The following is a 26,045-nucleotide window of genomic DNA, read 5'->3' as shown; positions in this document are numbered from 1 at the left end:
TTCTCCGAAAAAGCTTGTATAATGTTTGAATAAAATTTACAAAAACTTAACATGCGGCCAATCATTAATTTATAGTACTCTGTTATTCTAATATTAAAAGTAAAGGATTGGAGGGGGACATATGCAAACAAGAGAACAGTTTCACCAAGAATTGCAGGGAATTAATCAAGCAATTATAGATCTTGCTAATCAAGCAGAACATGCGTTAAATCAATCAGTAGAAGCATTATACAACCAAGATATCAAGTTAGCTGAGCAAATAATTGAAGACGATAAATGGGTTGATAAAAAAGAATTAGAGATTAACGATCAAACAATCCTTTTAATTGCGAAACAACAGCCTGTGGCTACAGATTTAAGACGTTTAATTATTGCCTTAAAGATTGCAACAGATTTAGAAAGAATGGCCGATAATGCAAAAAATATTGCTAGGTCAACCATACATCTCGGAGTAAATGAGATAAGAATTATTCCAGATAGGATTAATGTCATGCGTGAATCAATTGTAAAGATGCTTCATACTGCTATAGAGGCTTTTACAAAAGAGGATATTATGCTTGCAGGTCAATTAGCAGAAATGGATGATTTAGTGGATCGACAAAATAAGCTAATGATTAGCGAATTATTAGGGGAAACTGCCACAAATTCTGATATGATTCAATACATTATGCAAGTTTCATTCTGTGCAAGGTATTTAGAAAGATTTGCTGATCATATAACCAATATTGGGGAAAATATTTTATATTTAGTTAAAGGTCAAAATTTTAATCTGAATTAAAAAAGCTAAAAAGCAGTATATACTGCTTTTTAGCTTTTTATCTAGTAATGGCTTCGGCGATTTCATACAAACTCATGTCACTGTTTACCTCGAACTCTCCTAATTGTACCCGTAAACTATAATCGTTCTCTTCCATGTAATCATTAAATTCACTTGAATCATCGATGATTTCATTTTCTTCTAGTGAAGAGCTTATATCAGAGGAAGCCATTCCTTCTTCAATATGTAATGTATAAGTCTTGGGCTTGTCTTCTTCTGCTTGATCCTTCTCTTTATCATTAGCACTGTCTTCGTCTTCTTTCTCTTGATCAGTGGAACTGTTGTCAGATTCAGCGTTCTTATTGTTTTCTTTAGATTCTTCCGACTGGGCTGATGATTCATTAACGGATGCAGCGATGTATTCGGAATTAGACAAGACATGGTATCCTTTTTCTTCGATAATGGAAACCAATTCATCATTAGTTAAATTGTCAACGGTATTTACAGAACCGCTAAAGAAAAAGTATGTCCCAAGCATGATCACACCAGCTGTAAGAAGGCCGATTCCAAACATACGTATAGGTTGTTTCATTTGATTTTCTCCCTCTATCCAACTATTTATTTTCTACTCGCTCGTCAGTAAAATCTTCTGTAAGCAATTCTTCTTCCAAGATCTTTATCTTTTTTTTCATTTGATATGTATCTTGCATTGTTGTAATTGAAAACTGTTCTAGCTGACTTTCAACCTCTTCAATTCGGTCATTCATGAAAAAGGATATAGCAAGTAAAACAATTCCCATGACAATAATGGAAATAATTGCATATATCATGTGACTACCTCCTTCGTATTCAATAATAGTTATAACATAAAACAAGGTATAAAAGCCATGGTCAAAGATAAAATTTTGGCGAAATTAATCGAATAGTCCCAAGTTATTTTTGATTTTCTTATCACCGATAGTATATTTGGGATAATTCCGTAAAGAATATGTTTTGTATAGCGACTTAGTGGAGGTGTTTTAAATGGGCGAATATAGCCACTTTCGCATTGGACAAAAGGCGCCAAATAATGGTGTCTATATCGAAATTGGTGAGACAGGTAGTAGTGTGAATGAGCCGAAAATGGTAAAACTAAAAGCTGGTGAAAAATTTCCTCAAACTTCGAATCACAATCGTGTCTGGACCTATGATAAAAATTAACGGATACACATAAAGTGGATCATACGAAAATTACCCCCCTGACTTGTAGAGCAGGGGGGTAATTTATGATTGGATTTATTCTGTTTTATTTAATAGTTCTAATAATTGATCGGATGCCTTTTGATAAGCACCATCCATAATATTACTTTTAATGCTTTCAATTAAGTCTACTGCACCAGGTTCGGTTGCTGTTAAGATCTTTACATCACCATTAAAAAGTGTATTCATTTTTTGTTTGGCTTGTTCAAGGTTGTCACCTGAATTACCGCTTGTGTTGTTTTCAACGTCTTTCGTTTCACCCTTGGAAGACAAACCATCCGTTCCACTTAAGACATCCTTTTGCATATTGTCATATTGATGGCTTGTAGTAGCTTCTTCATCTCTAGCCAATACGACGGAATCGTCAACAACGAATACTTTTACTCCAGTAATTCCTTCGCTTTCTAATATAGATTCAAAAAAGGAAGAAACGCCACCCTCGTGAATCCCTGAACTTCCGATGGAACTGTAAAGATTCTGTCCCATTCCACTGTAGGTTGTCCCTTTTTTATTTGTTGTTCTCGTTTTATCGCTTGTTTCACTAGGGATAATATTTGGATCGTTTACATTATCATTGTTTGCATGGTCTGAAACATTAGCCATATTCATATCATTCGTGTTATCAGTATCACCGATGGCACCATCATTATTATCTGTACATGCAGTTAATAATGCTGCAGTTATTAAAAAGAGAAACAACATCATTCTGTTACATTTTCTTTTCATAGACCTATCCTCCATATATAAGATTTATGAATATTATGTCCCGATTTTTTTTATGTATGAGTGGTTATTTTTGGTGACATAATAAGATTACTAATTAAGGAGGTGAGTCTTTTGGCTGAAGATAACCATAATGAAGAAGAAAAATTGGACAAAGATAGTCTTTCAAGAAGAAAGTTTTTAAGAAATTCTGGTTTTGCAGTCGGTGGTTTAGCAGTTGGTGGAGTTTTAGGTAGCGTTATCCCGTGGGGGAACGAGGAAAAAGAACAACAACAAGCTGCTAATGAAACGAAAAACTTCAATCAAGCGTTAATGAACTTTAATCAAGTGGAATTTCAAGTAGTTGAAGCTGCCACTGAACGGATATTTCCAGAAGATGACCTTGGGCCAGGGGCTAAATCATTAGGAGTTGCCTTTTATATTGATCATCAATTAGCTGGGTCCTATGGTTTTAATGCAAGAGACTATATGAACCCACCATTCTTTCATGGTGAGAAGACACAAGGGTATCAGGGAAGATTAAAGCGCCGGGAAATCTTTCGAATCGGTATTCGTGAAATGCAGAATTATAGTCATGAAAAATTCGAAAAAGGATTCACGGATCTAACTGCTGAAGAACAAGATACGGTACTAACAGATTTTGCAGAGGATAATGTAAATTTAACAACAATCTCAGCAAGTGGATTTTTTAATCTGATCAGAAGTATGACATTAGAAGGAGTTTATAGCGATCCGCTGTATGGGGGTAATCGAAATATGGAAGGCTGGAAAATGAGGGATTATCCAGGTGACCAAATGAATTATACAAAGGTTATTGAAAGTGAAGAATTCCAACAAATTGAACCTAGAAGTCTTCGCGATCATATGTAGGAATTAATGAAATGAGAGGTGATAAGAATGGTCAAGAAATTACCAAAAACAGATGTAGTAATCGTTGGTGTTGGTTGGGGTGGCGGTATTATAGCTTCTGAACTAACCAAACAAGGATTAAATGTCGTTGGTCTTGAAAAAGGACAAGAACGGGAGACGGAAGATTACTATATGGCGCATGATGAATTACGCTATGCCGTTCGTTATGAATTAATGTCCGATTTATCGAAAGAAACATTAACATTTCGAGGAAATGAAAAAATGCGTGCGCTGCCGATGCGTCAATACGGTTCTTTTCTCTTAGGAGATGGTGTAGGGGGGGCTGGTGTTCATTGGAATGGACAGACATTCCGGTTTTTACCGTATGATTTTGAAATTCGTACTCGCACCATCGAACGTTATGGAAAGGATAAGATCCCTGCAGATATGACGATTCAAGATTGGGGAATCACTTATGATGAAATTGAACCATATTATGATAAATTTGAAAAGATGGCTGGTATCTCAGGAGAAGAAAATCCGTTAGGGGGAAAACGTTCAAATAAGTATCCAACGAAACCGATGTTGCATTCACCACAAATGAAAATGTTTAAACAAGCTACGGAAAGTTTAAATTATCACCCTTATACAATTCCGTCTGCCAACTTATCCGAGAATTATACAAATCCAGATGGAATAAGTAGAGCGGCTTGCCAATATTGCGCTTTTTGTGAACGGTTTGGATGCGAATACGGCGCAAAAGCAGATCCTGTAGTTACCGTTATTCCGATTGCTAAAAACACCGGTAAATTCGACTTAAGAACGCATTCTTGGGTACGAAGAGTTTTACATAAGGATGGTAAAGCGACTGGTGTTCTCTATACGGATGTTACAACAGGAGAAGAAATTGAACAACCAGCTGATATGGTGGTACTTACAAGCTATGTATTTAATAACGTAAAACTCTTATTAAACTCGGAAATTGGTCGTCCATATAATCCATCAACCGGAAGAGGAGTTATTGGTAAAAATTATGCATATCAAATAATTAAAGGTTCTGCAACTGGATTCTTCGAGGATAAAAAGTTTAATAACTTTGCGGGTGCTGGTTCTTTAGGTATGGTAATTGATGACTTCAATGGCGATAATTTTGATCATTCGGATGTTAATTTTTTACATGGTGGATATTTATCGCTAACTCAAACTGGAAAGCGACCGATCCAAAGTAATCCTATTCCTGCTGATTCTCCAACCTGGGGAAAAGAATTCAAACAGAATTCAATGAAATATATTAATAAAACGCTATCGATAGGAGCAATGGGAGCTAGTCTGCCTTTTAAACAACACTATTTGGATCTTGACCCAATGTATAAAGATGCATTTGGAGATCCGTTGATTCGAATGACTTATGACTTCAAAGATCAAGATAGAGAACTCGCGAAATTTACTGCGACGAAAGCAAAAGAAATTCTTAAAGAAATGGGTGCAGACCGAATTGACGCAATGGAAGAATTAGGACCTTATGAAATTAATACCTATCAAACAACTCATAATACCGGTGGAGTGATTATGGGGGGCGATCCAGAAACATCTGCAGTAAATAATTACTCACAGATGTGGGATATGGATAATTTGTTTGTTGTTGGTGCTTCTTCTTTCCCACATAATAGCGGTTATAATCCAACTGATACAGTTGGTGCTTTAGCTTACCGTGCAGCTGAAGGAATTGTCAAGTACAGCAAAAACGGTGGGCAACTTGCCTGATGGTAGAATAGGTTGATCCAGAGAAAGAAGGTGGAAAAATGCTCTCAAATATTGGAATACCAGGTTTGATTATCATTCTAATTATTACGTTAATCATATTTGGTCCAAAGAAATTACCCGAAATTGGATCGGCAATTGGTAAGACGTTAGCTGAATTCAAGAAGTCCACCAAAGAAATAATGAGTGATGAAGAGTCTACCGAGTCAAAAAATAGCTAAACCAAAAGCAGGTTGTCTGAATAGACAGCCTGCTTTTGGTTGATTTTGAATAAAAGTTGTTGTCTTACTTGATAGTTTAACAAACATTTGATATTATAATTAAGTCTGAAATGAATTAATCGCAGGTTATGGAGCAATATAGGTAAAGTTTGGAGGGAAAAACATGCGCGTAAATATTACTTTAGCTTGTACAGAAACAGGAGATCGTAATTATATTACTACGAAAAATAAACGTACAAATCCTGAACGTATTGAGCTTATGAAATACAGTCCACGTCTTAAAAAACACACACTACATCGTGAAACGAAATAATGAGTTGTAAAAAAGCCTTTATCTTTTTAGATAAGGGTTTTATTTTACGTTCTATCATGATTAACTTTTAACTATGATCTCATTACCTATGCTATGTTTCTTATAAGGGAAAGGTGGGGAACAGATGAATAAAGATCAATTGCGTGCACAAATGATAAAGAATCTAAAAACCATTGGTTTAGACGAGCGTCACGATATCGAAGCAAAGCTACATACCAATCTTTTCCAAACCGAACTTTGGAAAAATTCGAATTCAATTGGAATAACCATTTCTCAAGCATTTGAATGGGATACACGTCGAATTATTGAAACCGCTTGGGAACAAAAGAAGCGAGTATGTGTACCAAAATGTTTTCCGCAACAAAATGCCCTTAAGTTTTTTCAACTCTATGCATATGATCAACTAGAAGTGGCATATGCTCATTTACTAGAGCCCAAACTAGCAGAAACGGAAGAAGTAAACCTTCATACTATAGAATTATTAATAGTTCCTGGAATTATCTTTAATCGTGCTGGTTATCGAATAGGGTTTGGTGGTGGTTATTATGATAGACTCTTAAGTGCGTATTTTAATAAAACCATATCTATTTTACATAGTAGGCAGTTAGTAGATGTTATACCTGTAGAGCCATTTGATCTTCCAGTTGAAACACTGATTACAGAAAGTGAAATCGTTACAAACCGTCATGAATAAAATTGAAAAGGAAGCTCATAACTAATAACACCATGAAAAAAAGAGGTGTTACAATGCGTATTCTATTTTTATTGTCAGGCATGATCGCTGCTGTAAGCTTATTGTATAAATGGCGTTTTCGAATAATGAATACATTATTAGCAATAGGGTTTTTAAGAAAATTAGCAGTGAATCTTTCGATGAATATACCATCCATTCGTACAAATATGATACCTGGAATGTTTCAAAAGAAGAATCTTTCCTGAGAAAACGGAGACTTAAGTGAAAAAGAAGTTGTGCATATACAGCTTCTTTTATCATAATCAGAGAAAAGTCTAGGGGGATTTGGTATGATGAAAGTCTAAGGGGAGATTTTAAATGTATATCAATGAACAATATACAATGTACAAACTTGCATACCACTTCATCACCAAGCTGGAGTATGATGTATTATATGTAAGTGAACAAGAACACGAGATATGGTTGGAACAACATGAAGGGAGTAAATCGACAGTAATTCGATTTACAACAAAAGGATTTGATTGGAAAAATCATTTAAAAAAAGATATAGCGCTTGTGTTTCAAAAAGTAAAGGCAATGAAAAAATTGCTACAAGCAAAAACAATTAACATACATAATATTTACATATCGGAGCATACACCAGTAGATGATTGGGAAGTATTAAAGAAACCGATGCAACTTAATGAAAAAAAACCAACGATGATGAACGTATATTATTTATCGAAAAGAAATTCTGAAAGCAGTTATGATGATGAAATGGACAGAATCACAAAGGCTATCGAAATGGACCTTCCGGCGATTGAGTTAGAAGATACATCCCTCGATGAGCAAGAAAAAGAAGAACAATTATCTTATTACAAAACATATGTTAAACAACGTGTTGTTAATTTTAAGGAACAAGCTCAAGCTGTTTTTTCTTTTGGAAAGCCACGATTTACTTATATACTATTAGTTATATGTATAAGTTTGTTTCTCTGGATGGAAGTAAGCGGTGGCAGTGATAACACGAATACTTTAATAGAGTTCGGAGCGAAATACAATCCAGCAATGATTGAAGATGGCCAATGGTGGAGAATTATTAGTTCGATGTTTCTCCATATTGGGTTTCTGCATTTAGCAATGAATATGATTGCTGTTTATTATTTAGGTGCGTTAGTCGAGCGCATCTTCGGATCGTGGCGTTTCTTAGTTATTTACTTTTTAGCAGGTATTGGTGGTGGAATAGCTAGCTTTGCATTTTCACCGAGTATAGCTGCAGGAGCTTCGGGAGCATTATTTGGGTTATTCGGAGCTTTATTATTTTTTGGACTACATAATCGAAGAATCTTTTTTCAGACGATGGGTACAAATGTGTTAATTTTAATTGGGATAAATGTCGTCTTTGGGTTGGTTGTTCCACAAATAGATAATGGAGCACATTTAGGTGGATTAGTAGCAGGGTTCATTGCTTCAGCAATTGTTCATCTCCCAAAACATAGAGAGCGCTTCAAGCAGCTTGCTGCATGTATAGTATATATTATACTGATCTTTAGCATAATCCAATATGGTTTTAGTAATAACTTAAATGATCAAGTATATCATGTGATGCAAATGGAACGATTAATTGGTCAAGAAGATTACCACACAGTTGTTTCACAAGGTGACCAGGCTTTAAATAGTGAAGGTGATCTAGATGCTGCTATTTTGTTTCATCGGTCCTATGCATATATTCAATTAAATCAGCCTCAAGAGGCAATTGAAGATTTAGAAAAAAGTATTGAATTGGATACGAGTTTACCGCAAGCTTTTCATAATTTAGCTATCTTGTATGATAGCAGGGGTGATAGAAATAAGGCAGAAGCTATCATAAAGAAAGGATACCAAAAGCACCCTGACGATCCAGATATCAAAAGCCTCTACGAACAAATTATAGGAAATGCACCAAATTAAATGAAATGCCCATTAGCATAATAAGCTAGTGGGCATTTCGCATTTTATTAATTACTGATCTGTAAAGGAGTAGTTTTGGATTAATTTGTTCTTCTTTCCGTTCAGTTCATATAAAACAAGCAAGTGTTTTTGGTCTTTATCAAATAATACGATTGGAATGTAACTGTTTAATTCCTCGTTTTCAGTATTAACTACCGGAATAACGTAATTTTTATATAGTCCCTCCCATAATTGTCCCATAATCTTCTCTGTTTGTTCCATTGTCAAAGAGGGTAAGGGTTCTTCTTGATATTTTGCTAAGTCGGTAAGTGGTACGGTTAGATAATGATTGGAATCGATTTGAAAGTGGTGGAAGAGCTTGTTCCATTGATAAATTAATTGTTGTTTGGTCGTACGTTCTAATAAGTCCTTCCACTCTTTTTCATAATTATTTTCAGGTGTTTTAAACGATTCTAAAGAGGTTGTTGGAGAATCAATAACATATAAGTAATCACTAGATAATTGATGAATACTTTTTATTTGACTATCAGGGTAATGTACTTCCCCATGATGAAAGGAAATGGATTGAAACAAACTACTGTCTTCGTGATGAAGTTTTTCTTTTAATTGAATGGTATCTGTATCTTGTACCCATTTAGTAAGAGCTCCTCTTAATCGACCATTATCGTAAAGTAGAGAGACATCTTGTCGTAAGTATACTGAATTCTCTGTCCTCGATCCTGCTCTCCAATTAATTTCGTAATTATCATTTCCCTTTTCTGAAAATAATTGGATGGTTGTTTCAGCATTTGAAAAAGAACGATTCTTGTCAATGGGAAAATAGGTTATGGCAGGAATAGAATTTAGCCTAATTATATATATAATAGCAATAACACAAAGTGCAGCTATAACGGTAATGATTACGTGCCATTTTTTCATTAATCCCCCGCCTTTTAATGCTTGTCTTGTTTCAATATATGTCTGTTTTTCATATTTATGATTAAAACAAGCCTTGGACTCATAATGAATAGATAGGGTGGCGTTGCAACAAACTATACCTATCACAATTTATGAAAAGGTGAGCTAATGAATAATGAAAAACAGCCGATTTTTAAGGACTTTCAAAAAAATCGAGATTATATTAATGAACGATTAGCAGTAGATAAAAGCTTTGATATTATACAAAGAGATTTAGAATATGCTGGCATTAATATGTCTCTGTTTTTAATAGATGGATTTGGAAAAGATGATATTTTACTTTATATTATGAAGCTGTTTGCGAAGTTACAACAAAGTGACTTTCAACCAGATGTATTAAGTAAGTTAATGAAAACGTATATTCCTTATATCGAAGTGGAAGAAGTAGCCGATTTAAATAATGCTTCGGATCTGGTGTTAGGAGGACCGGCTGCTCTTATTGTTGAGGGCATAGACAAAATCATTATGATTGATGCAAGAACTTATCCCGCTCGCTCACCGGAAGAACCAGATTTAGAAAGGGTCGTACGTGGCTCTCGCGATGGTTATGTCGAAACAATTGTATTCAACACGGCGCTTACACGAAGAAGAGTTCGTGATCGGTCGTTACGCATGGAATATATGCAAATAGGTAGAAGATCAAAGACAGATATTTGTGTGTGTTATTTAGAGGATATTGCCGATAATCGAAGGGTAGATAATTTAAAAAAGAAGTTAGAAAAAATTGATACCGATGGACTTCCAATGGCGGAGAAAACAATTGAAGAATATATTAGTGGCCGGCATTGGAATCCCTATCCGACTGTACGTTATACTGAACGACCAGATACTGCTGCTTCTCATTTATATGAAGGGCATGTCATAATTATTATTGATGGATCTCCAAGTGTGATGATTACCCCTGCAACGTATTCTCACCATCTCCAACATGCTGAGGAGTATAGGCAAAAACCTTTAGTAGGTGCGTATTTAAGACTTGTACGATTTATTGCAGTTATTGCTTCCATCTTCATTCTTCCTTTATATTTCGTGTTTACAAAACAACCGGAATACTTACCTGCAAATTTACAATATATTGGACCTGATGAAGTTGGTGTCGTTCCATTACTTATTCAGTTTTTAATAGCAGAAATGGGAATTGATGTACTGCGTATGGCGGCCATTCATACACCGTCCTCTTTAGCTACCGCACTTGGGTTAGTAGCAGCCATTATGATTGGAGAAGTATCTGTGCAAGTAGGCTGGTTTTCGCATGAAGTCGTCCTTTATTTGGCAGTAGCAGCAATTGGAACATATGCCACTCCAAGTTATGAATTAAGTTTAGCTAATCGTTTAGCTCGGATATTCTTATTGCTTTGTGCAGCTTTATTAGGCGGCATTGGTTATATTATCGGAATTACAGTGTGGATATTATATTTAGCCCGTATGAAATCATTCCACATTGCATATTTTTGGCCATTCCTTCCATTTTCATATCGACCATTTCGAGATGTTTTTCTTCGTTCGCCAATACCATTGAAAAATCGGAGACCAGCATTTCTACATCCAAAAGATCCAGATCGTTAATCCGATTTGGATCTTTTTATGACTTAAGTTTGTATTTCTATTTCTATATTAAATTTAGTATAATAATATAGGTGATAAAAATAATGGAAACGATTTATGATATTCAACAATTACTGAAGAAGTATGGTACATTTATTTATACTGGTAATCGTATGGGCGATTTAGAAATGATGGCAATGGAATTAGATGAATTATATAAGCTCCATTTTATTGAAAATGAACGCTATCTTCAGGCAAAATTACTTATAAAAAAAGAAAGAGATTGGATGCGGTTGAACAAAAAAGGGGGAACAGGTGAATGAAAGAACTTATTATCGGGGTAGATATTGGCGGAACTTCTGCAAAACTTGGTCTTATTAACGATCAAGGAGATATTATTGAAAAATGGGAAATACCTACAAATACAGAAAATGGCGGTATTCACATTGTTGATGACGTATGGGAAGCAATTAATAATAAGTTGGAAGCGAAAGAATTTACAACAAAACAAGTACTTGGAATTGGTGTAGGTGCACCCGGATTTATAGAAGGAGATACAGGATTTGTTTATGAAGCTGTAAATATTGGATGGAAAAATTATGATTTTGGAAATCAATTACGTAAACGTTCGAAGCTACCAGTATATGTTGAGAATGATGCTAATGTAGCTGTTTTAGGTGAAAATTGGAGGGGTGCAGGAAATCAGGCTGCCAACCTAGTTGCAATTACATTAGGAACGGGTGTTGGTGGTGGAATTATTGCAAACGGAGAAATTGTGAATGGTGAAGCAGGGATGGGCGGCGAAATCGGGCATATGACAATCGATCCGAATGGCTATCCATGTAACTGTGGCCGTAATGGTTGTTTAGAAACAATCGTCTCAGCGACGGGAATTGTTAGACAAGCCATGAAACAAATAGATATGGAGAAAACAAGTTTACTAACTAACGTATTAGCAGAAAAAGGGAGTATTACTTCAAAGGATGTTTTTCAATTAGCTGCTGATGGGGATAAAACTGCGATGCGTATTGTTACTCATACGGCAGATGTATTAGGAATGACAATTTCAAATATCGGAACAATGGTTAACCCTTCTAAAGTGCTAATAGGAGGAGGCGTATCGAAGGCCGGTGACCTGCTGCTGTCGGAGATTCGCAAAGCATTTAATACATATGCACTTGTTCGAGTAAGTCAATACTGTGAACTAAAAATAGCAGAATTAGGAAATGATGCGGGAATTATTGGTGCAGCATTCTTAGTAAAACAAAAATTAGAGAATGTTGTCTTTGCAAATTAAGGTGAAGGAAACTTTTTTGAATCAAAATCGTAATAACCATATATAAGGAAATAAAATAATATTAACAAAAACTTAATAAACCGTTTATAATAGAAAGAAATGACAGGTATGCAAGTGAATCGATAAGAAAACGGAGTGTGAAAATAGCAGGGGGAAGCGGTTATGGATGTAAGTTATAGAAAAATACCATTGTTTATTATAGCTACCTTATTGTTTGGTTTAAAGACATACATGGTGTATCGATTTGTGTTTTCCATCGATTTGGAAAATGCAATGCAGGAGTTATTATTATTTATAAATCCATTTGTTTCAGCTTTCTTAGTGTTTGCCATAAGTGTTTGGATAAAAAAACAAAGTAGACAGCTGAAGTTCATAAGGTTTCTTGCGTTGATCGGTACGCTTATTATATTTGCCAATTTGGTGTTTTATCGATCATTTACCGATTTTATCACCATTCCTCAACTATTCCAAGGAAGCAATGTTGCTGATTTAGGTTCAAGTATTTTATCATTAGTGAAGCCATTAGATATATTATTGTTTTTAGATGTTATAATCATTTGGTATTTAAGCAAGAAGCAACCGGATAGGTGGACGGTTTATTATCCTAGAAATGGAAAAGTATTTACTTTAGCAATGTCTCTTGTTTTATTAGCTGGTAATTTCTTTCTTGCTGAAATGGAGCGCCCACAATTATTCACTCGTGCGTTTGATCGTGAATATTTAGTCAAAAATATCGGACTCTTTAATTATCATATTTATGATATTGCTACTCATACAAAAGCAAAAACACAACGTGTATTTGCCGATGGCAATGAAATACCTAAGATCCAAGATTACATTAATGAGAACGTTAAAACAGATGAAAAGTCGGCATTATTTGGGGTTGCTAAGGGTAAAAATGTCATTTTTATTAATGCCGAGTCGATTCAAAGCTTCGTAATAAATAATGATGTAAATGGTCAAGAGATCACTCCTTTTTTAAACAGGTTGACAGAAGATAAGGATACGTATTATTTCGAGAATTTTTATCATCAAACGGAACAAGGAAAAACATCAGATTCTGAATTTATTGTTGAAAATTCGTTATACCCTCTTTCAAGAGGAGCGGTATTTTTTACACATGCTCAGAATGAATATCATGCAATGCCTGAAATATTAAAAGAGGAAAACTATTATTCTAGTGTTCTACATGCTAATAATAAAAGTTTCTGGAATCGAGACCAAATGTATCAAAGTTTAGGAATTGATCATTTTTACGGGGAAGAGTCTTATGAGGTAACCGAAGAAAATTCAATTGGATGGGGTTTGAAGGATAAGCCATATTTCGAGCAGTCCATTCCACTTCTCAAATCAATGGAGCAACCATTTTATGCAAAATTAATCACATTAACCAATCATTTCCCGTTCGAATTAGATGATGAAGATCAATCGATTGATCCCTATCATTCCAATTCGAAAACCTTAAATAATTTCTTTCCTACAGTTAGATATATGGATGAGGCAATTGAACAATTCTTTAGCCAGTTAAAAGAGACTGGATTATATGAAGATTCCATTATCGTAATTATGGGTGATCACTATGGAATTAGCGCGAATCATAATCGAGCAATGAGTATGTATTTGGATAAAGAAGAGATTACGCCATATGATCACGTTCAACTGCAACGTGTACCGTTCTTTATTCATATACCTGGACATGGAGAAGGAAGGGTAGAATCGAAAATATCGGGTCAAATTGATGTGAAACCAACGATATTAAGTTTATTAGGCTTAGAAACACAAAACGATATTCAATTTGGAACAGATTTATTTAGCCAAACACGAAAAGATTTTATTGCACTTCGAAACGGGAATTTTATTAGTGACGAGTATGTGTTTGCAAATAATATTTGTTATGACCGAAAGACTGGAGAATCGATTGAGGATCAAGAAAGTGATCGAACAGATGCAACTAATAAAACAAAATCTTGTACCCCCATTAGGGAAAAAGTAGAAAAAGAATTAGATTACTCCGATGACTTGATTTATGGGGATCTATTCCGGTTTATTGAATTTAATGAGCGATAAAATAATAGCGGTGAATAATTTACAATAGAGCTGTCCCAATAGGGCAGCTCTATTGTAACTAAAGAATGGTGCAAATGATGATTATACGATAATATAAACATAAATTAACCTATCAAACATACGCATAGGATGGGGATGTTTGATTCATTGTAAGGGGTTACAAAATCATTGAGAAAGGATAATGAATATGCGAGAAGTAGTCATTGTAGAGGCAGCCAGGACCCCGGTAGGGAAGAAAAATGGTGTTTTAAGTAATATTCGCGCAGATGAGCTAGCTGCTAAGCCTTTAAAGGAAGTTATTAAACGTGCGGGAATTTCAGCGTATGAAATTGAAGATGTAATTTTAGGCTGTGTTTCACAAACTGGCGAACAGGCGTTGAATATTGCAAGAATTGCTGGATTAATAGCTGGGTATCCGAAAGAAGTTCCAGGGACAACCATTGATCGTCAATGTGGATCGAGTCAGCAGGCAATACATTTTGGGTGTCAAGCCATTCTAAGTGGGGATATGGACGTTGTTGTTGCAGGAGGTATTGAGAGTATGTCGCGTGTCCCAATTGGATCGAATCGACAACACGTAACGTTTACTAGCTCACTTACGTCAAAGTATGAAGTGATTCATCAAGGTATATCCGCGGACCGGATAGCTGAACGATGGGGACTATCTCGAGTCGAATTAGATTCTTTTGCTTTAAATAGTCATCAAAAAGCAGTTCGAGCACAAAAGGAAGGCAGATTCGATAAAGAAATAATGTCCGTAGAGGTCACGCTAGAAAATGGGAAGACTGAACTTATAAAAGAAGACGAAGGACCGAGAAACAATACGAGTCTGGAACAATTAGCCAAATTAAAGCCGTCATTTAAAACAAATGGAAGTGTAACAGCAGGAAATGCGAGTCAAATTAGTGATGGAGCAAATGCGATTTTACTAATGTCAAAAGAAAAGGCTCTTAAGCTAGGGTTAAAGCCAAGATTCCGTGTGTTAACAAGATCAGTAGTAGGTTCAGACCCTACGCTAATGTTGACAGGACCTATACCTGCTACGAGAAAAGCACTCCAACAAGCAAGGCTTTCCATTACGGATATTGATATCTTTGAAGTCAATGAAGCATTTGCTTCCGTGGCTTTAGCTTGGCTAGAAGAAATGAAAATCGACGATGCAAAATTAAACCCAAATGGTGGAGCAATTGCATTAGGACATCCTTTAGGAGCAAGCGGCGGTCGATTAATGATTACAATGATGCACGAATTGGAACGAACTGGTGGGAGATATGGGTTGCAAACAATGTGTGAGGGTTATGGTATGGCTAATGCAACCATCATTGAAAGATTAGACAATTAAAATTAAAGAATATAAAGCGTAACAAGTAGAAATTCGGTTTCGTTTACAGATTTAGCTCCATCTTGTGGTTGAGCTTATGGGGATGCAAGAACATATGATTCAACGGATTATCCTCCCGGACCTATACACTGTGGAATAAGAATAAAAAAAGCTGAACGTCTCCATACGTCAGCTTTTTATTAGGAGTGAGTGATTATGCTACTAGCCTGTAATTTCTGAGATTATGGTTGCGATTGCAAAAAAACCAAAAGCTAAAGCTGTGATTGCTGAAAATCCTAATGCAAATATATTTTTGTATTTCAATTGACGAATCACAGAGATAATAGCTAGTAAAGCTACTGCCAGAAATAAAATTGCTAAGACGATGTGCATCATGATACGTATCCTCCTCGTTTTTCAATGTTGCTTAAGGAATTTCATTTGTATTATTATGTAACTAGTCCAGTTATAATATTTATTTTATAGTATTATTTTCCGTTTGTCGAGGTATATCATGAGGAATTTGTTACTCTAATCAATATAAAGGAGGGCATATCTTGAAAATCGAAATAATGTCACTTGGACCATTAGGTACGAATTGTTATATTGTTTATCAAGATAATCAAGCATTAGTATTTGATCCAGGTGGAGAACCTGAAAAAGTGAAGACATTTTTGTCTGCGAATCAGCTAGATCCTAAAGCAATATTATTAACACATGGGCACTTTGATCATATTGGTGCAGTAGATACGCTACGAAAATTTTATGAAATTGATGTTTATATCCATCAAGCTGAGGCAGATTGGCTTGAAGATGCACAAAAGAATGGATCATTGATGTTTATTGGTGAAACGATTCAAACTCAAAAACCTGATCAATTATTAGCTCCAGAGAAAATGACACTAGGCAATTTTCAATTTGAAATTATCCATACCCCTGGGCATTCACCTGGTAGTGTTACTTTTCTATTTCATGAACAGTTAATGATGATCAGTGGTGATGTATTATTTTATCAAGGGATTGGTCGTACTGATTTGCCAGGTGGCAATTTTGAAGAATTGAAGCAAAGTATTAAACAGAAAATATATACACTGGATAAAGATTTTGATATATACCCAGGTCATGGTCCCAAAACATCGATTGCAAATGAAAAAAAAGCTAACCCCTTTATTCCTTGCTAAAAAACAAGTCAATAAAAAACCCTTCTTGATATTCAAGAAGGGTTTTTTTGGGGATGTACTTTGCTCTTTTGTTAGTAGGGATATAAGTTAAGCTACTATAGTAACAACTATATAGGTAGTAAAATCACATGTCAATAGAATAAAGAAAATTAGTTTGAATTTAAACTATAATGAGCCTTCTGTGATTGTTGGTTATAATTCAACAAATATTCACGTAATATCACAAATTGAGTGTTGTGCATCATAAGTTCTTTAATTACTATAAGAGTATGTTGATTATACTTAATCAATAAAAGGAGGTTGTTAAATGTGTTATAAAACAACAATGGCTGGAGGGCTGAAATTTGAAAAAAATAATTATAATCGTTTTTGGAGGTGGCATTTTTATGCAGCTCTGTTTATTACGCCATTACTTATAACCTTAACCATGAGCGGCATTGGGTATTTATTTTATACGGATATAGAAAATATTATATACGACGATTTATTTTTTGGAGAAAGCAATAATACAGACGAGTTAACGATTGATGAAGGTATAGCGAATGTAAAAGAGCAATACAAGGGCTATGATGTATCAAAAATTATTGTATTAGATGATCCTTATAACACTAGACTTACAATGACGAATGAACAGGGGGAAGATAATAATAATCAGATAGTGGGGGAACAAAATTCCAAATATACATATTCAAACGTTATGAGAAATACGCATAGCTCCTTATTTGTTGGAGGAACAATCGTTAATTATCTAGTTGAATTAGCTGCCTGCTGGGCGATATTCTTATTACTATCTGGATTGTATTTGACATATAGGAGCAAGGCATGGCAGAAAAAACAGCATTCATCTCCACGTCAAAAATATAAAAGGTTGCATGCTTTATTAGGAACGGTCATTGTTATACCGATGATTCTTATTATATTTACTGGATTACCTTGGTCTTTTTTTATGGGGAATTTTATTAATACAGCAGCTCATGAAAATCCTTCTATTGGAGTTCCACTTTTAAAACAACAGCCGCCAACCTCTGACATGAATGAAATTCCTTGGGCAACTAGAAGCAATGCATTACCGTCTTCTAGCGTACCTAATTCCATGCAGACCATGAAGCGATGGATGTGAATTCTGATAAATCAAACCACCATCATAGCATTCAGGTTCAGTACTTAATGGAGAAAATTGAAAAACAGCAAATAGCTAAGCCATATTCCATTGTTTATCCGATAGGTGATGACGGTGTATATACGGTTTCCAAAGGTAGTAATACTGGTGTAACTGGATTGGATGTTAGTCCATATCAAGAAAAGACAAACTATTTTGATCAATATAGCGGTAATTTAATAGCGCAAGTAGGGTATAATGATTATGGAATATTAAAGAAGTGGTTTACTTGGGGGATACCATTACATGGGGGACATTTATTCGGTTGGCCAAACAAATTAATTAATGTATTGGTTTGTATCGGTTTCCTAGTTGTACTTTTCTTGGGAGTAAAGACATGGCTGTCACGTAAAAAAAATGGTCGTATTTCAGCACCACCGAAAGTATCAACTGGTGTATCAATAAGTTTTATTATGTTCTTCATTTTGTTAGGAGTAATTATGCCATTGTTTGGTGTCTATTTATTTTTTATACTAATTGTTGAAGCAATCATTTGCTTGATAAATCGGAAGCGTATAAATGTCTAAATATGTTTGAGATTCTAAAAAAGAAAGCCCTGTTATTTCGTAAAATAATAGGGCTTTCTCTTTTTAGTGTCCGAAACCAGGTACGAGTATAAATTCTGAATACCATGTAAAGCCAATAAAAAATACAGTACAATAAGCTCCGAATAAATACATATACATGCGTTCAGATAGTTTTAAATAACTTACTGTTAGGAAAAAAGCTGTTTGAACGAGGAATAGTAATGAAGTTTTTGGCATCTCGCCCACGTAGAACATTACTGTAAAAATACCTGTCCAAAAAGCAAGCACACGAAACATTCGATCCATGCTTTCCCCCCCTTTGGTTACCTTATCATAGTTATTATAAACGAGGAAATCCTTCTTGTAAATGAAACCATTGAAACATTTATCGTTTACATACATATAATTTTTAATCTTTTTAAAATAAATTTTTCATCACGAATAGCTTCTCCATCCTATAATATTTTTATTCTTTTTTATTAGGAATGGCTAAATAACCAATCGTTGTATACTTAGATTCTTGAATAGTTACGATATATAGGATTCGGTAACTACTTTTCCCTATATCTGTTAATTGAACGCGAACATCTCCTTGAGGTAGATGAAACGTACGAGGGGAGATGTTATTAATATCCTCGTTTAGCTTCTCTTTTAATTTTTCCCTGGCAGTTTGTATTAACGTTTCAATAGTGATTTGCTGTAGCTGGTTTTTAGTCATTGAAATATTACTTTGGTACTGTTGCACGTTCGTGGTGATCAGCATAAACGTTAAGGCAATCACAAATAAAACGAATGGTAGTATAAAAGCCTGTTCATTATTCATAGAAAACAATATCTTTTTTATATTGTTCACCGCCTAGAGTCGTTATCCTAATAGTAAATCCGTAGGGAAGAGGAGAAAGGTGAAGTTCTTTCACATTACGAAGATAAATTTCATGTCCTAATCCGTTTACTTGCCTTCGAATTATATTCCCATATAAGCTGAAAGTGGCCTCCGCTTTATTAGGTAACGCAAGATATAGCTTGTTTTGGCTAATCCGGTAATCTGTTGCTTGCATCACTTCATTTCTAAGAAATAAAAAAAACTGCTGGGCGGAAAGCTCATCTGGTGATGCTTGGAAATTATTTGCAGAATTAATGAGATAGCTTAAGAATGGCAGGCTAAAAGACAAGATAACGATCATGAATAAGGAATGAATCAGAGTAAAACCTTTTTCATCATGGCTTACCAAATAAACAAAAAACTTCCTTCGTTTGCTTTGCATTATTCCATTTTGCACATCCTTTAAGCAGCGATGATTCAGTAATGGTGACCATAGAAAACTGAACTGTTTTTGATTCTATCTTTTTCTCAAAATGACTTGGCAAGTCTGAATTTACACCCCATAGATAGGGTTGTAATTCATCATGTAATTTGTATGCAATCATTCTTCGGTCACTTAAAACTTGCCTTTCTGTTTGTAATAGAGAGATTAATGGGAGTAAGATGACGATGGTACTAAATAAAATACTTACAGCTATAGTAACTTCAATCAATGTAAACCCGTTATGTTTCTTCAATACGAAATCTTCCTTTACCAAATGGAAACACAACTTTATATGTTTTATTTGGAGCCTGTATATAAAACGTACGTGGTTGTTTAATATTTCCATTCCTTTCAAATTCAATATTCCGAGAGATGGTACTGTCAATCTTCCAGCCAGTTGGCAATAATCTTGTTATTTTTATTGCTGAATTATGCAAAATCGCGTATTTATCTTCGTAAAGAAAAATACGGATTCTTGATTGATGTATTGCTGACATATGCTGAATTTTCATGACGTCTGTTTCAAAGGTTTGAAGTACATATTGGCTTTCGAGCTCCTCTAATATAGATAGTGCCGGGGGCACACTAATACCTAATAAAACCATTACGATACTAAGCACGACTAACATTTCTATCAGGGAGAATCCGTTTCGTTTAGCTGGCTGGAGCACGAACTTTTCCTGTGTCTTTATCATAGAGTAATGCCTCATCGTTATTACAGCTTGTTTGTTCTTCGTTAATGTATGCAGGTATCATCGATTCCAAACTAATAGGATAACTGTTATGTTCGGTGTAATATGCATCTACTTGTGCTTGAACTACAGCAAGAAGTGCATCGCATCCTTTGTTACTAACTTCTTGGCTCCGTTTACTTAAATTGGGTACGATCAGTATAATAAGCACGGATATGATCATAAGCACAATTAACATTTCAATTAAAGTAAACCCACGATTATTCTTAAGCATGTTATATTAACCTCTTTCTATATTGTTTTTACAAGCTGAAACATTGGCCACATTAACGTTATATACACAAATAAAATAAAACAGGCAATAATAATGAAAAATACTGGCTGGATATATGTTAAATACTTAACAAGTTTACGTTGTATTTCTTCTAGGAGTATTTCCGCATATAGAAATAAATCTGTTTCCAAGGCTTGGTTATTATTGCTTCGTTGAAAGATGGCTGTTAATTGCATTTCTAAAAAAAAGAATTGGGAAATGAGTGTAGGAATTGGGTGTCCATTAGAGAGCTGTTTCCCCATTCGTCGACAATAGTAGGAGATAATCGGTTGTTTTTCTTGATAAATCATTTGATCTAAAACATTTTTGAAGGACATTCCAGTTTTTATTAACGTACTAAATTGACTGGCGAAGAGAAAGGAAGTTTGTAGTTTGATATACGTACGAAAAATAGGTATTCTCTGGTAAACACGAAGCTTTTTTTCAATGGAAAGACGCTGGTTATATATTTTCCATAAAATGGCGATTCCGCCAATACCAAGACAGGTCAAAATAAGGAGCAGACCAAGCCAATCGATCAGAAAGATAGAGAAGATAATTAGGGATGAGGAGCTGGGGCTTTGCTGGTACAATTCTAGGAATGATGGTAAAACTGACTGCTTAAGAATAAATAGAAGAGGTAGGAAAAGGCTAAGTAAGATAAGTGGATAACGCAAGAGGTGCTTGAATTTCTTTAAATTATTTAACCTTTGTTCAAACATCATATAGCACCGCTGGATATTTTCTTCAATATTCTGGTTTGTATTAGCAAAGGAAATATAGTTAACGATGGATGAATGAAAGGAACAATTGGAAAGTGCTTGTTCAAGGGAAAAGCCATTTTTTAACGAATTGATTATTTGTTCTGCTGTATTAGCCAATTGTTTATCCCATGTCATCACTTCAAGTGTATCTAGTAATGAATAGCCATTATCTAAGAGTCGGTGCATACGTTTTAAAAATTGTAATTGATCATCATCTGAGATACGATCTTTAGATTTCACTAGGAATTGTTTTAGGTATAAATCCATATGCAAATGCCTTCTTTCGTAAGTGATGAAATGTTTGATAGCCGGTGAACGAAAGGTCATTTTCGTTAAAGTAAATATCAAGCAGATGACGATCTAAAAGCTCCACTATAGCAGCTCTTCTTCTTCCGTGCTTGACTGTTTCAAATGCTAGTAGCTCAATGGCTGCAATTGCAACTAATGAATGCTTTAACTCCGAAGATGTTAAACCAAATTCTTTTAAGCGATGGATTGTTCCTAAAGCATGTGTTGCATGTATGGTACTTAAAACTAAGTGTCCAGATAAAGATGCTTCATAAGCGAAATGAGCCGTAGCTGCATCGCGTATTTCGCCTACCATTATTATATCGGGATCATGTCGTAAGGCAGCTTTAAAGCCAGTTTGATATGTTATTCCAGCTTTCTCATTTACTTGAACTTGCAAAATTTGAGCTATCTCTTTTTCAACTGGATCTTCTAACGTAATTGCTTGATAGGATTTTTCTTTTAAAATAGCTTCTAAAATAGCGTATAGCGTTGTTGTTTTACCACTACCCGTTGGTCCAGTAATTAGGATTAGTCCAGATCGCTTGGTAATCCATGTCATTATTTTATTTAATTGGCTTGGAAAAAGGAATAACTGATGGATCGGCAGGTTCTCTTCTTGCGGGAGTATACGGATAGCTAAACTTTCCATTTGTTTGACAGGTAGAGTTGATAGCCTTAGGGAATAGGTGTCGTTGTTTAATTGAAAACGCATGGTACCATTTTGTGGTCTTCGACTTTCGCCAATATCCATTGCTGAAGTGAATTTATAATACGTTAGCAATATGTTGTATGAAGGTATAGGAATTGATTTAAGGAACGTTCGTTTCCCTTGTGTACGAATAAAGATATCTATTCTGTCCGGAAGAGGAGAAAAGTGGATGTCAGAAGCTTCCTTCCGAATCGCTTGCTGAAGTATGTTATTGGAAATGGCTGCTGCAGCCTTCAATACATTGTCACCTCCTTTATATTACTTTATTCGACAATAGATTGCTAAATCCTGCATGCAATTTAAAATTTATTTTGTATTTTTCAGTAATATTGTTAACTGGATTGGCAAAGCTAATAAAAAATAAGAGGAGGCAGGATACATGTCAACGAATGATTACATTAAATTTATGACAGAGCAAGTAGTAACATATATCGATTTGCCTGCAGAAGAAAAGAAAAAACGTAAAACCAAAAGACAAAGAAAATCTGTTCTATTTGGGAATCGATGGCTAGGTTTGTTGCCATTTGCATTCCGAATGATGATAAACAAAAACAAGCAGGCTCAGAGTTGAGCCTGCTTATGCTATGTCTGAAGTTAAATAAAATAATCCTCCATTGATTACTTGGTATGTAATCCGAGGCTGATATCTTTCCGTAATTTCCTGAATTTCTTTTTCCATTTGTTTATCTTCTGTATCTTCTATATAAAAGTGTCTTAGTAACTCCGCTTCTGACTGTAACTCTCTAAGCGAATCTTCAGCCCATTTATGTTCCTGATTCTCTATATAGCTATCAAGAACAGATTCAATTCGCAGGTAGCCGCTTTTCAATTTAACAAGTGGGGAAAGCGTATAACAAAAATCAGATATAGTTGTTTGCAGTGGAACCTTATCTAATGTTTCCATCATATCTGATTTCATGGTTCCGTTAATCAAATTTAATCCAATGGAAAAAAGCTCATCCCGTTTATACTTCCCCTTATAACTGATTTTAAGATTTGTTACTAACCATGGATATAAGGGGGTATTCATCGTTGGATTTACTTGTTGAAATAACTTTGTGTATTTTTCCTGTTCTTGTAAATAATGTATGATCTGCTGTAATCTCGGACTTCCAAAATGAATCCATTCCCCTTGCTCATTCCGCATTTCAGGATTAGTAATTAACGTTAATCGCATCGGCTCCCCTGGATGGCCCATTTTTTTCATATAATGCCAATAGAATGGACGGTTCATTAAAGCTTTATCCATTTCTTCCGTTAATTGAACAGATAATATACCATTATCATCTCGTAGAATGGAACAATGATGTGCTTGAAAAAAGGATTTTAGAAAGTGATTCAAATCATCAATTACCATACTTTTGCTCCTCCCCATAATTTGTATCATGTGTCTGTTTAATTACAGCAGATAGGTTTTGAAGTTTGATTTTGGCTTCACCAGGAGTTGTCGATTCAGCATAAATTTCTTGTAATTCGCTTTCAATATCGGGAATAGACAGATCCGCTAATATATCATCTAAATGACCGATCACCTGTTCAAATAAATTAATCTTTTCATATAAAAGTTTCATAATATGTTCTTCCACCGTGTGTTTAAGTGCAAAATTGTATATATGCACATCTTTATCTTGGCCATATCGGTGAATACGACCAATTCTTTGCTCTAATCGCATTGGATTCCAGGGTAAATCGTAATTTATCATATAGTTACAAAATTGTAGGTTAATCCCTTCTCCACCTGCTTCGGTTGCAATTAATACTTGGGCATGATCTTTAAAAAGTTGACGCATCCAGTCTTTTTTCCCTCGTTTAAATCCCCCTCTAAATGGCACAGAGGATATTCCATTTTGTTGTAAATACCATTGCAAATATAGTTGAGTAGCTCTATATTCGGTAAATATAATCACTTTTTCGTCGCCAATCTCTTGAATTAGTTCAACCACTTTCTCTGCTTTTTTATGATTCGGTAATTGTTCGATATTTTCGGTAATTTGGTGAAATGTATCAAGTTCAGGTTGTTCTGACAGCATCTTCTTTAACGATAAATAACATGCTTCCCTTGACGAGCAAAATTCTCTAAGAAAAGTAATCTTTGAGAAAGAAGGGAGTAAGCCAGTACTATTCTCTAATTGTTGATAAACATCTTTTTCTTCATCAGAAAACTCTGTCCAAATCGTTTCGATATGACGCTTTACTTGATTCAACCCAGTTTCTCTTCGAGTGTTTCTTACCATTACTTTTTGTACTAATTGTTTTAAATAGATATCTTGCTTCATATTTTTTCGATCTTTTCCGTAACTCTCTAAGAAAGAGTCATAATTACCCAGATGACCTGGCTTGAGAATAGAAACTAAATTAAATATTTCTATTAATTGATTTTGCACTGGTGTTGCAGTTAGTAATAGGCAGTACTTCTTTTTTAAGGTGCGAACAAATGCATAGTTTTTGGTTTTATGGTTCTTTAATTTATGTGCTTCATCTACTAAGACAAAGTCGTAGTCCAAATCCAAAATGGTTTCACGATGAGGTTCCCTTTTTGCCGTGTCCATGGAGGAAATAATAATATTTCCATGTTCCCAGCTCATATTCTTCCGATGAGCAACAGCTGGAATATAAAATTTTTCATTAAGTTCTTTCTCCCATTGATTTACCAATGAGGCTGGAACGAGAATTAATGCTTTTTTGACTAAACCACGTATCATATATTCCTTTAAAATTAATCCTGCTTCTATTGTTTTACCTAAACCTACTTCATCTGCCAGAATTGCCCTTCCATTCATTTGTTCGATTACTTGTTCTGCTGAAGCGATTTGATGTTTAAGAAAATCAACATGGGGGAGGAATTCTAATGCTCGTAACCCTTTAAAACTTGGTGTCATCGTTGTTTTCTCTGCATGAAAAGCCATGGAAAACAGTTCCCAAGAGGACACCGGGTCATTCATATCTAAACGGTTTTCTAATTCATTAATAAATATTGTATCTTTGTCTAGATGAATAGAATTCATTACATCCTTCCTTTTTCTATAGATTATTCAGAATAGCTATTTTATCTTTTATATTATGTGGTATAATAATTCACAATAAAATAGATTTTTCATTGGTTTTGTAACATAGTATAACCAATTATACATATTTTCATAAAAGCGAATGATTACAAGGGGAGAGTTTACTAGGAAGAAAAGCCATATGCTTCTAAGTAACGCCGAAGGAGCAAGCTACAGCGAATCTCTCAGGCAAAAAAGACTCTTGTAGGACGCAACTCTGGAGAGTGTTTACGTAAGAAGTAAACCACCCAAGAAGAAAATACAAATTACCTATGGCGATTTGTATGAAACTTTCTGGTAGAAGGACAGAGATTTCATTGACAACCAATGAAATCTCTGTTTTTTTAATTTTCAGATTGCTGAATAATTCGAAAATCAAGGGAGT

General features: G+C 34.9%; 33 protein-coding genes and 2 riboswitches. Of the genes, 18 read left to right on the top strand and 15 right to left on the bottom strand.

Annotation, left to right across the window (positions count from 1 at the left end):
* The first annotated feature begins 121 nt into the window (after positions 1–121).
* Positions 122–778: a phosphate signaling complex protein PhoU gene (gene phoU / locus JKP73_RS11895; protein WP_021291107.1), complete on the top strand. Its 657-nt coding sequence runs from the start codon at positions 122–124 to the stop codon at positions 776–778.
* 37 nt (positions 779–815) lie between these two features.
* On the opposite strand, the gene JKP73_RS11890 is transcribed toward phoU, so the two are convergent.
* A complete protein-coding gene (locus JKP73_RS11890; RefSeq protein WP_021291108.1) occupies positions 816–1,349 on the bottom strand; it encodes a hypothetical protein in 534 nt (177 codons plus the stop codon).
* A 22-nt stretch (positions 1,350–1,371) separates the two neighbouring features.
* Positions 1,372–1,587: a hypothetical protein gene (locus tag JKP73_RS11885; protein ID WP_021291109.1), complete on the bottom strand. Its 216-nt coding sequence runs from the start codon at positions 1,585–1,587 to the stop codon at positions 1,372–1,374.
* Between the two features lie 193 nt (positions 1,588–1,780).
* Between JKP73_RS11885 and JKP73_RS11880 the strand changes: the two genes are divergently transcribed.
* Positions 1,781–1,957 carry a YjzC family protein gene (locus JKP73_RS11880; RefSeq protein WP_200411267.1) on the top strand — a complete coding sequence of 59 codons (177 nt, stop codon included), beginning with the start codon at positions 1,781–1,783 and terminating at the stop codon, positions 1,955–1,957.
* Between the two features lie 75 nt (positions 1,958–2,032).
* On the opposite strand, the gene JKP73_RS11875 is transcribed toward JKP73_RS11880, so the two are convergent.
* The gene (locus JKP73_RS11875; RefSeq protein ID WP_021291111.1) at positions 2,033–2,722 is read right to left on the bottom strand and encodes a hypothetical protein; all 690 of its coding nucleotides are present in this window, start codon (positions 2,720–2,722) and stop codon (positions 2,033–2,035) included.
* Positions 2,723–2,833: 111 nt separating this feature from the next.
* Here JKP73_RS11875 and JKP73_RS11870 point away from each other — a divergent pair, with 111 nt between their 5' ends.
* The 7 genes from JKP73_RS11870 to JKP73_RS11840 all read left to right on the top strand — a co-directional run bounded on the left by JKP73_RS11870 (position 2,834) and on the right by JKP73_RS11840 (position 8,486).
* On the top strand, positions 2,834–3,589 hold the full coding sequence (locus tag JKP73_RS11870; RefSeq protein WP_438874670.1) for a gluconate 2-dehydrogenase subunit 3 family protein: 756 nt from the start codon (positions 2,834–2,836) through the stop codon (positions 3,587–3,589).
* A gap of 27 nt (positions 3,590–3,616) precedes the next feature.
* Positions 3,617–5,332 (top strand): GMC family oxidoreductase, encoded by a 1,716-nt coding sequence (locus JKP73_RS11865; protein ID WP_200411265.1) that lies wholly within the window; start codon positions 3,617–3,619, stop codon positions 5,330–5,332.
* Between the two features lie 38 nt (positions 5,333–5,370).
* A complete protein-coding gene (gene tatA, locus JKP73_RS11860) occupies positions 5,371–5,550 on the top strand; it encodes a twin-arginine translocase TatA/TatE family subunit (RefSeq protein ID WP_021291114.1) in 180 nt (59 codons plus the stop codon).
* Between the two features lie 163 nt (positions 5,551–5,713).
* A complete protein-coding gene (gene rpmG / locus JKP73_RS11855; RefSeq protein ID WP_021291115.1) occupies positions 5,714–5,863 on the top strand; it encodes a 50S ribosomal protein L33 in 150 nt (49 codons plus the stop codon).
* 124 nt (positions 5,864–5,987) lie between these two features.
* Positions 5,988–6,557, top strand: coding sequence for a 5-formyltetrahydrofolate cyclo-ligase (locus JKP73_RS11850; RefSeq protein WP_021291116.1), 570 nt, complete (start codon positions 5,988–5,990; stop codon positions 6,555–6,557).
* A gap of 53 nt (positions 6,558–6,610) precedes the next feature.
* Complete coding sequence (gene yqgO, locus JKP73_RS11845; protein WP_021291117.1) at positions 6,611–6,802, top strand: protein YqgO; 192 nt, start codon at positions 6,611–6,613, stop codon at positions 6,800–6,802.
* Positions 6,803–6,914: 112 nt separating this feature from the next.
* Positions 6,915–8,486 carry a rhomboid family protein gene (locus tag JKP73_RS11840; RefSeq protein ID WP_160807085.1) on the top strand — a complete coding sequence of 524 codons (1,572 nt, stop codon included), beginning with the start codon at positions 6,915–6,917 and terminating at the stop codon, positions 8,484–8,486.
* A gap of 51 nt (positions 8,487–8,537) precedes the next feature.
* On the opposite strand, the gene JKP73_RS11835 is transcribed toward JKP73_RS11840, so the two are convergent.
* A complete protein-coding gene (locus JKP73_RS11835; RefSeq protein WP_021291119.1) occupies positions 8,538–9,404 on the bottom strand; it encodes a hypothetical protein in 867 nt (288 codons plus the stop codon).
* Positions 9,405–9,551: 147 nt separating this feature from the next.
* Here JKP73_RS11835 and JKP73_RS11830 point away from each other — a divergent pair, with 147 nt between their 5' ends.
* The 5 genes from JKP73_RS11830 (at position 9,552) to JKP73_RS11810 (ending at position 15,694) form a co-directional block, all read left to right on the top strand.
* Positions 9,552–11,009 (top strand): spore germination protein, encoded by a 1,458-nt coding sequence (locus JKP73_RS11830; protein ID WP_160807086.1) that lies wholly within the window; start codon positions 9,552–9,554, stop codon positions 11,007–11,009.
* A gap of 83 nt (positions 11,010–11,092) precedes the next feature.
* Positions 11,093–11,311, top strand: a complete 219-nt coding sequence (locus JKP73_RS11825; protein WP_021291121.1) for a YqgQ family protein — start codon at positions 11,093–11,095, stop codon at positions 11,309–11,311.
* Entirely contained in the window at positions 11,308–12,285 is a 978-nt protein-coding gene (locus tag JKP73_RS11820) for an ROK family glucokinase (protein ID WP_021291122.1), read from the top strand. The genes JKP73_RS11825 and JKP73_RS11820 overlap by 4 nt, the downstream gene beginning before the upstream one ends.
* A 162-nt stretch (positions 12,286–12,447) precedes the next feature.
* A complete protein-coding gene (locus tag JKP73_RS11815; protein ID WP_021291123.1) occupies positions 12,448–14,352 on the top strand; it encodes an LTA synthase family protein in 1,905 nt (634 codons plus the stop codon).
* A 187-nt stretch (positions 14,353–14,539) separates the two neighbouring features.
* A complete protein-coding gene (locus JKP73_RS11810; protein ID WP_021291124.1) occupies positions 14,540–15,694 on the top strand; it encodes a thiolase family protein in 1,155 nt (384 codons plus the stop codon).
* 201 nt (positions 15,695–15,895) lie between these two features.
* Here JKP73_RS11810 and JKP73_RS11805 read toward each other — a convergent pair whose 3' ends face one another.
* On the bottom strand, positions 15,896–16,069 hold the full coding sequence (locus tag JKP73_RS11805) for a DUF2759 family protein (protein WP_021291125.1): 174 nt from the start codon (positions 16,067–16,069) through the stop codon (positions 15,896–15,898).
* A gap of 161 nt (positions 16,070–16,230) precedes the next feature.
* Here JKP73_RS11805 and JKP73_RS11800 point away from each other — a divergent pair, with 161 nt between their 5' ends.
* The 3 genes from JKP73_RS11800 to JKP73_RS23530 all read left to right on the top strand — a co-directional run bounded on the left by JKP73_RS11800 (position 16,231) and on the right by JKP73_RS23530 (position 18,540).
* On the top strand, positions 16,231–16,854 hold the full coding sequence (locus JKP73_RS11800; protein ID WP_038243761.1) for an MBL fold metallo-hydrolase: 624 nt from the start codon (positions 16,231–16,233) through the stop codon (positions 16,852–16,854).
* Between the two features lie 307 nt (positions 16,855–17,161).
* Positions 17,162–17,974 carry a PepSY-associated TM helix domain-containing protein gene (locus JKP73_RS23535; protein ID WP_308436497.1) on the top strand — a complete coding sequence of 271 codons (813 nt, stop codon included), beginning with the start codon at positions 17,162–17,164 and terminating at the stop codon, positions 17,972–17,974.
* Positions 17,971–18,540, top strand: coding sequence for a PepSY-associated TM helix domain-containing protein (locus JKP73_RS23530; protein WP_308436496.1), 570 nt, complete (start codon positions 17,971–17,973; stop codon positions 18,538–18,540). The genes JKP73_RS23535 and JKP73_RS23530 overlap by 4 nt, the downstream gene beginning before the upstream one ends.
* A 63-nt stretch (positions 18,541–18,603) precedes the next feature.
* Here the strand turns inward: JKP73_RS23530 and JKP73_RS11790 are convergent, their stop codons facing one another.
* From JKP73_RS11790 to comGA, 8 genes are all read right to left on the bottom strand, one after another.
* A complete protein-coding gene (locus tag JKP73_RS11790; protein WP_021291127.1) occupies positions 18,604–18,846 on the bottom strand; it encodes a DUF2626 domain-containing protein in 243 nt (80 codons plus the stop codon).
* A gap of 160 nt (positions 18,847–19,006) precedes the next feature.
* The gene (locus JKP73_RS11785; protein ID WP_021291128.1) at positions 19,007–19,363 is read right to left on the bottom strand and encodes a hypothetical protein; all 357 of its coding nucleotides are present in this window, start codon (positions 19,361–19,363) and stop codon (positions 19,007–19,009) included.
* Positions 19,356–19,805 carry a competence type IV pilus minor pilin ComGF gene (gene comGF, locus JKP73_RS11780; RefSeq protein ID WP_081856129.1) on the bottom strand — a complete coding sequence of 150 codons (450 nt, stop codon included), beginning with the start codon at positions 19,803–19,805 and terminating at the stop codon, positions 19,356–19,358. The genes JKP73_RS11785 and comGF overlap by 8 nt, the downstream gene beginning before the upstream one ends.
* The gene (locus tag JKP73_RS11775; RefSeq protein WP_021291130.1) at positions 19,759–20,100 is read right to left on the bottom strand and encodes a type IV pilus modification PilV family protein; all 342 of its coding nucleotides are present in this window, start codon (positions 20,098–20,100) and stop codon (positions 19,759–19,761) included. Before JKP73_RS11775 ends, comGF begins: the two co-directional genes overlap by 47 nt.
* On the bottom strand, positions 20,087–20,542 hold the full coding sequence (gene comGD / locus JKP73_RS11770; RefSeq protein ID WP_021291131.1) for a competence type IV pilus minor pilin ComGD: 456 nt from the start codon (positions 20,540–20,542) through the stop codon (positions 20,087–20,089). The genes JKP73_RS11775 and comGD overlap by 14 nt, the downstream gene beginning before the upstream one ends.
* Complete coding sequence (comGC, locus tag JKP73_RS11765; RefSeq protein ID WP_021291132.1) at positions 20,502–20,813, bottom strand: competence type IV pilus major pilin ComGC; 312 nt, start codon at positions 20,811–20,813, stop codon at positions 20,502–20,504. The genes comGD and comGC overlap by 41 nt, the downstream gene beginning before the upstream one ends.
* Before the next feature lie 17 nt (positions 20,814–20,830).
* Entirely contained in the window at positions 20,831–21,883 is a 1,053-nt protein-coding gene (gene comGB, locus JKP73_RS11760) for a competence type IV pilus assembly protein ComGB (RefSeq protein ID WP_200411264.1), read from the bottom strand.
* Complete coding sequence (gene comGA / locus JKP73_RS11755; protein WP_021291134.1) at positions 21,846–22,853, bottom strand: competence type IV pilus ATPase ComGA; 1,008 nt, start codon at positions 22,851–22,853, stop codon at positions 21,846–21,848. The genes comGB and comGA overlap by 38 nt, the downstream gene beginning before the upstream one ends.
* 142 nt (positions 22,854–22,995) lie before the next feature.
* Here comGA and JKP73_RS11750 point away from each other — a divergent pair, with 142 nt between their 5' ends.
* Positions 22,996–23,187: a YqzE family protein gene (locus JKP73_RS11750; RefSeq protein WP_021291135.1), complete on the top strand. Its 192-nt coding sequence runs from the start codon at positions 22,996–22,998 to the stop codon at positions 23,185–23,187.
* Positions 23,188–23,193: 6 nt separating this feature from the next.
* Here JKP73_RS11750 and JKP73_RS11745 read toward each other — a convergent pair whose 3' ends face one another.
* Positions 23,194–23,973, bottom strand: coding sequence for a YqhG family protein (locus tag JKP73_RS11745; RefSeq protein ID WP_021291136.1), 780 nt, complete (start codon positions 23,971–23,973; stop codon positions 23,194–23,196).
* Positions 23,963–25,621, bottom strand: a complete 1,659-nt coding sequence (locus JKP73_RS11740; protein WP_200411263.1) for a DEAD/DEAH box helicase — start codon at positions 25,619–25,621, stop codon at positions 23,963–23,965. The genes JKP73_RS11745 and JKP73_RS11740 overlap by 11 nt, the downstream gene beginning before the upstream one ends.
* A gap of 142 nt (positions 25,622–25,763) precedes the next feature.
* Positions 25,764–25,872: riboswitch (glycine riboswitch) on the top strand.
* A gap of 3 nt (positions 25,873–25,875) precedes the next feature.
* Positions 25,876–25,971, top strand: a riboswitch (glycine riboswitch).
* Positions 25,972–26,045 lie beyond the last annotated feature (74 nt).

Source organism: Virgibacillus salexigens, assembly GCF_014905415.1.
In the GTDB taxonomy this organism is placed as follows: Bacteria; Bacillota; Bacilli; order Bacillales; family Amphibacillaceae; genus Virgibacillus; species Virgibacillus salexigens.
Note: the sequence above shows the minus strand (reverse complement) of the source record. Positions and strands in the feature narration are given on the sequence as shown.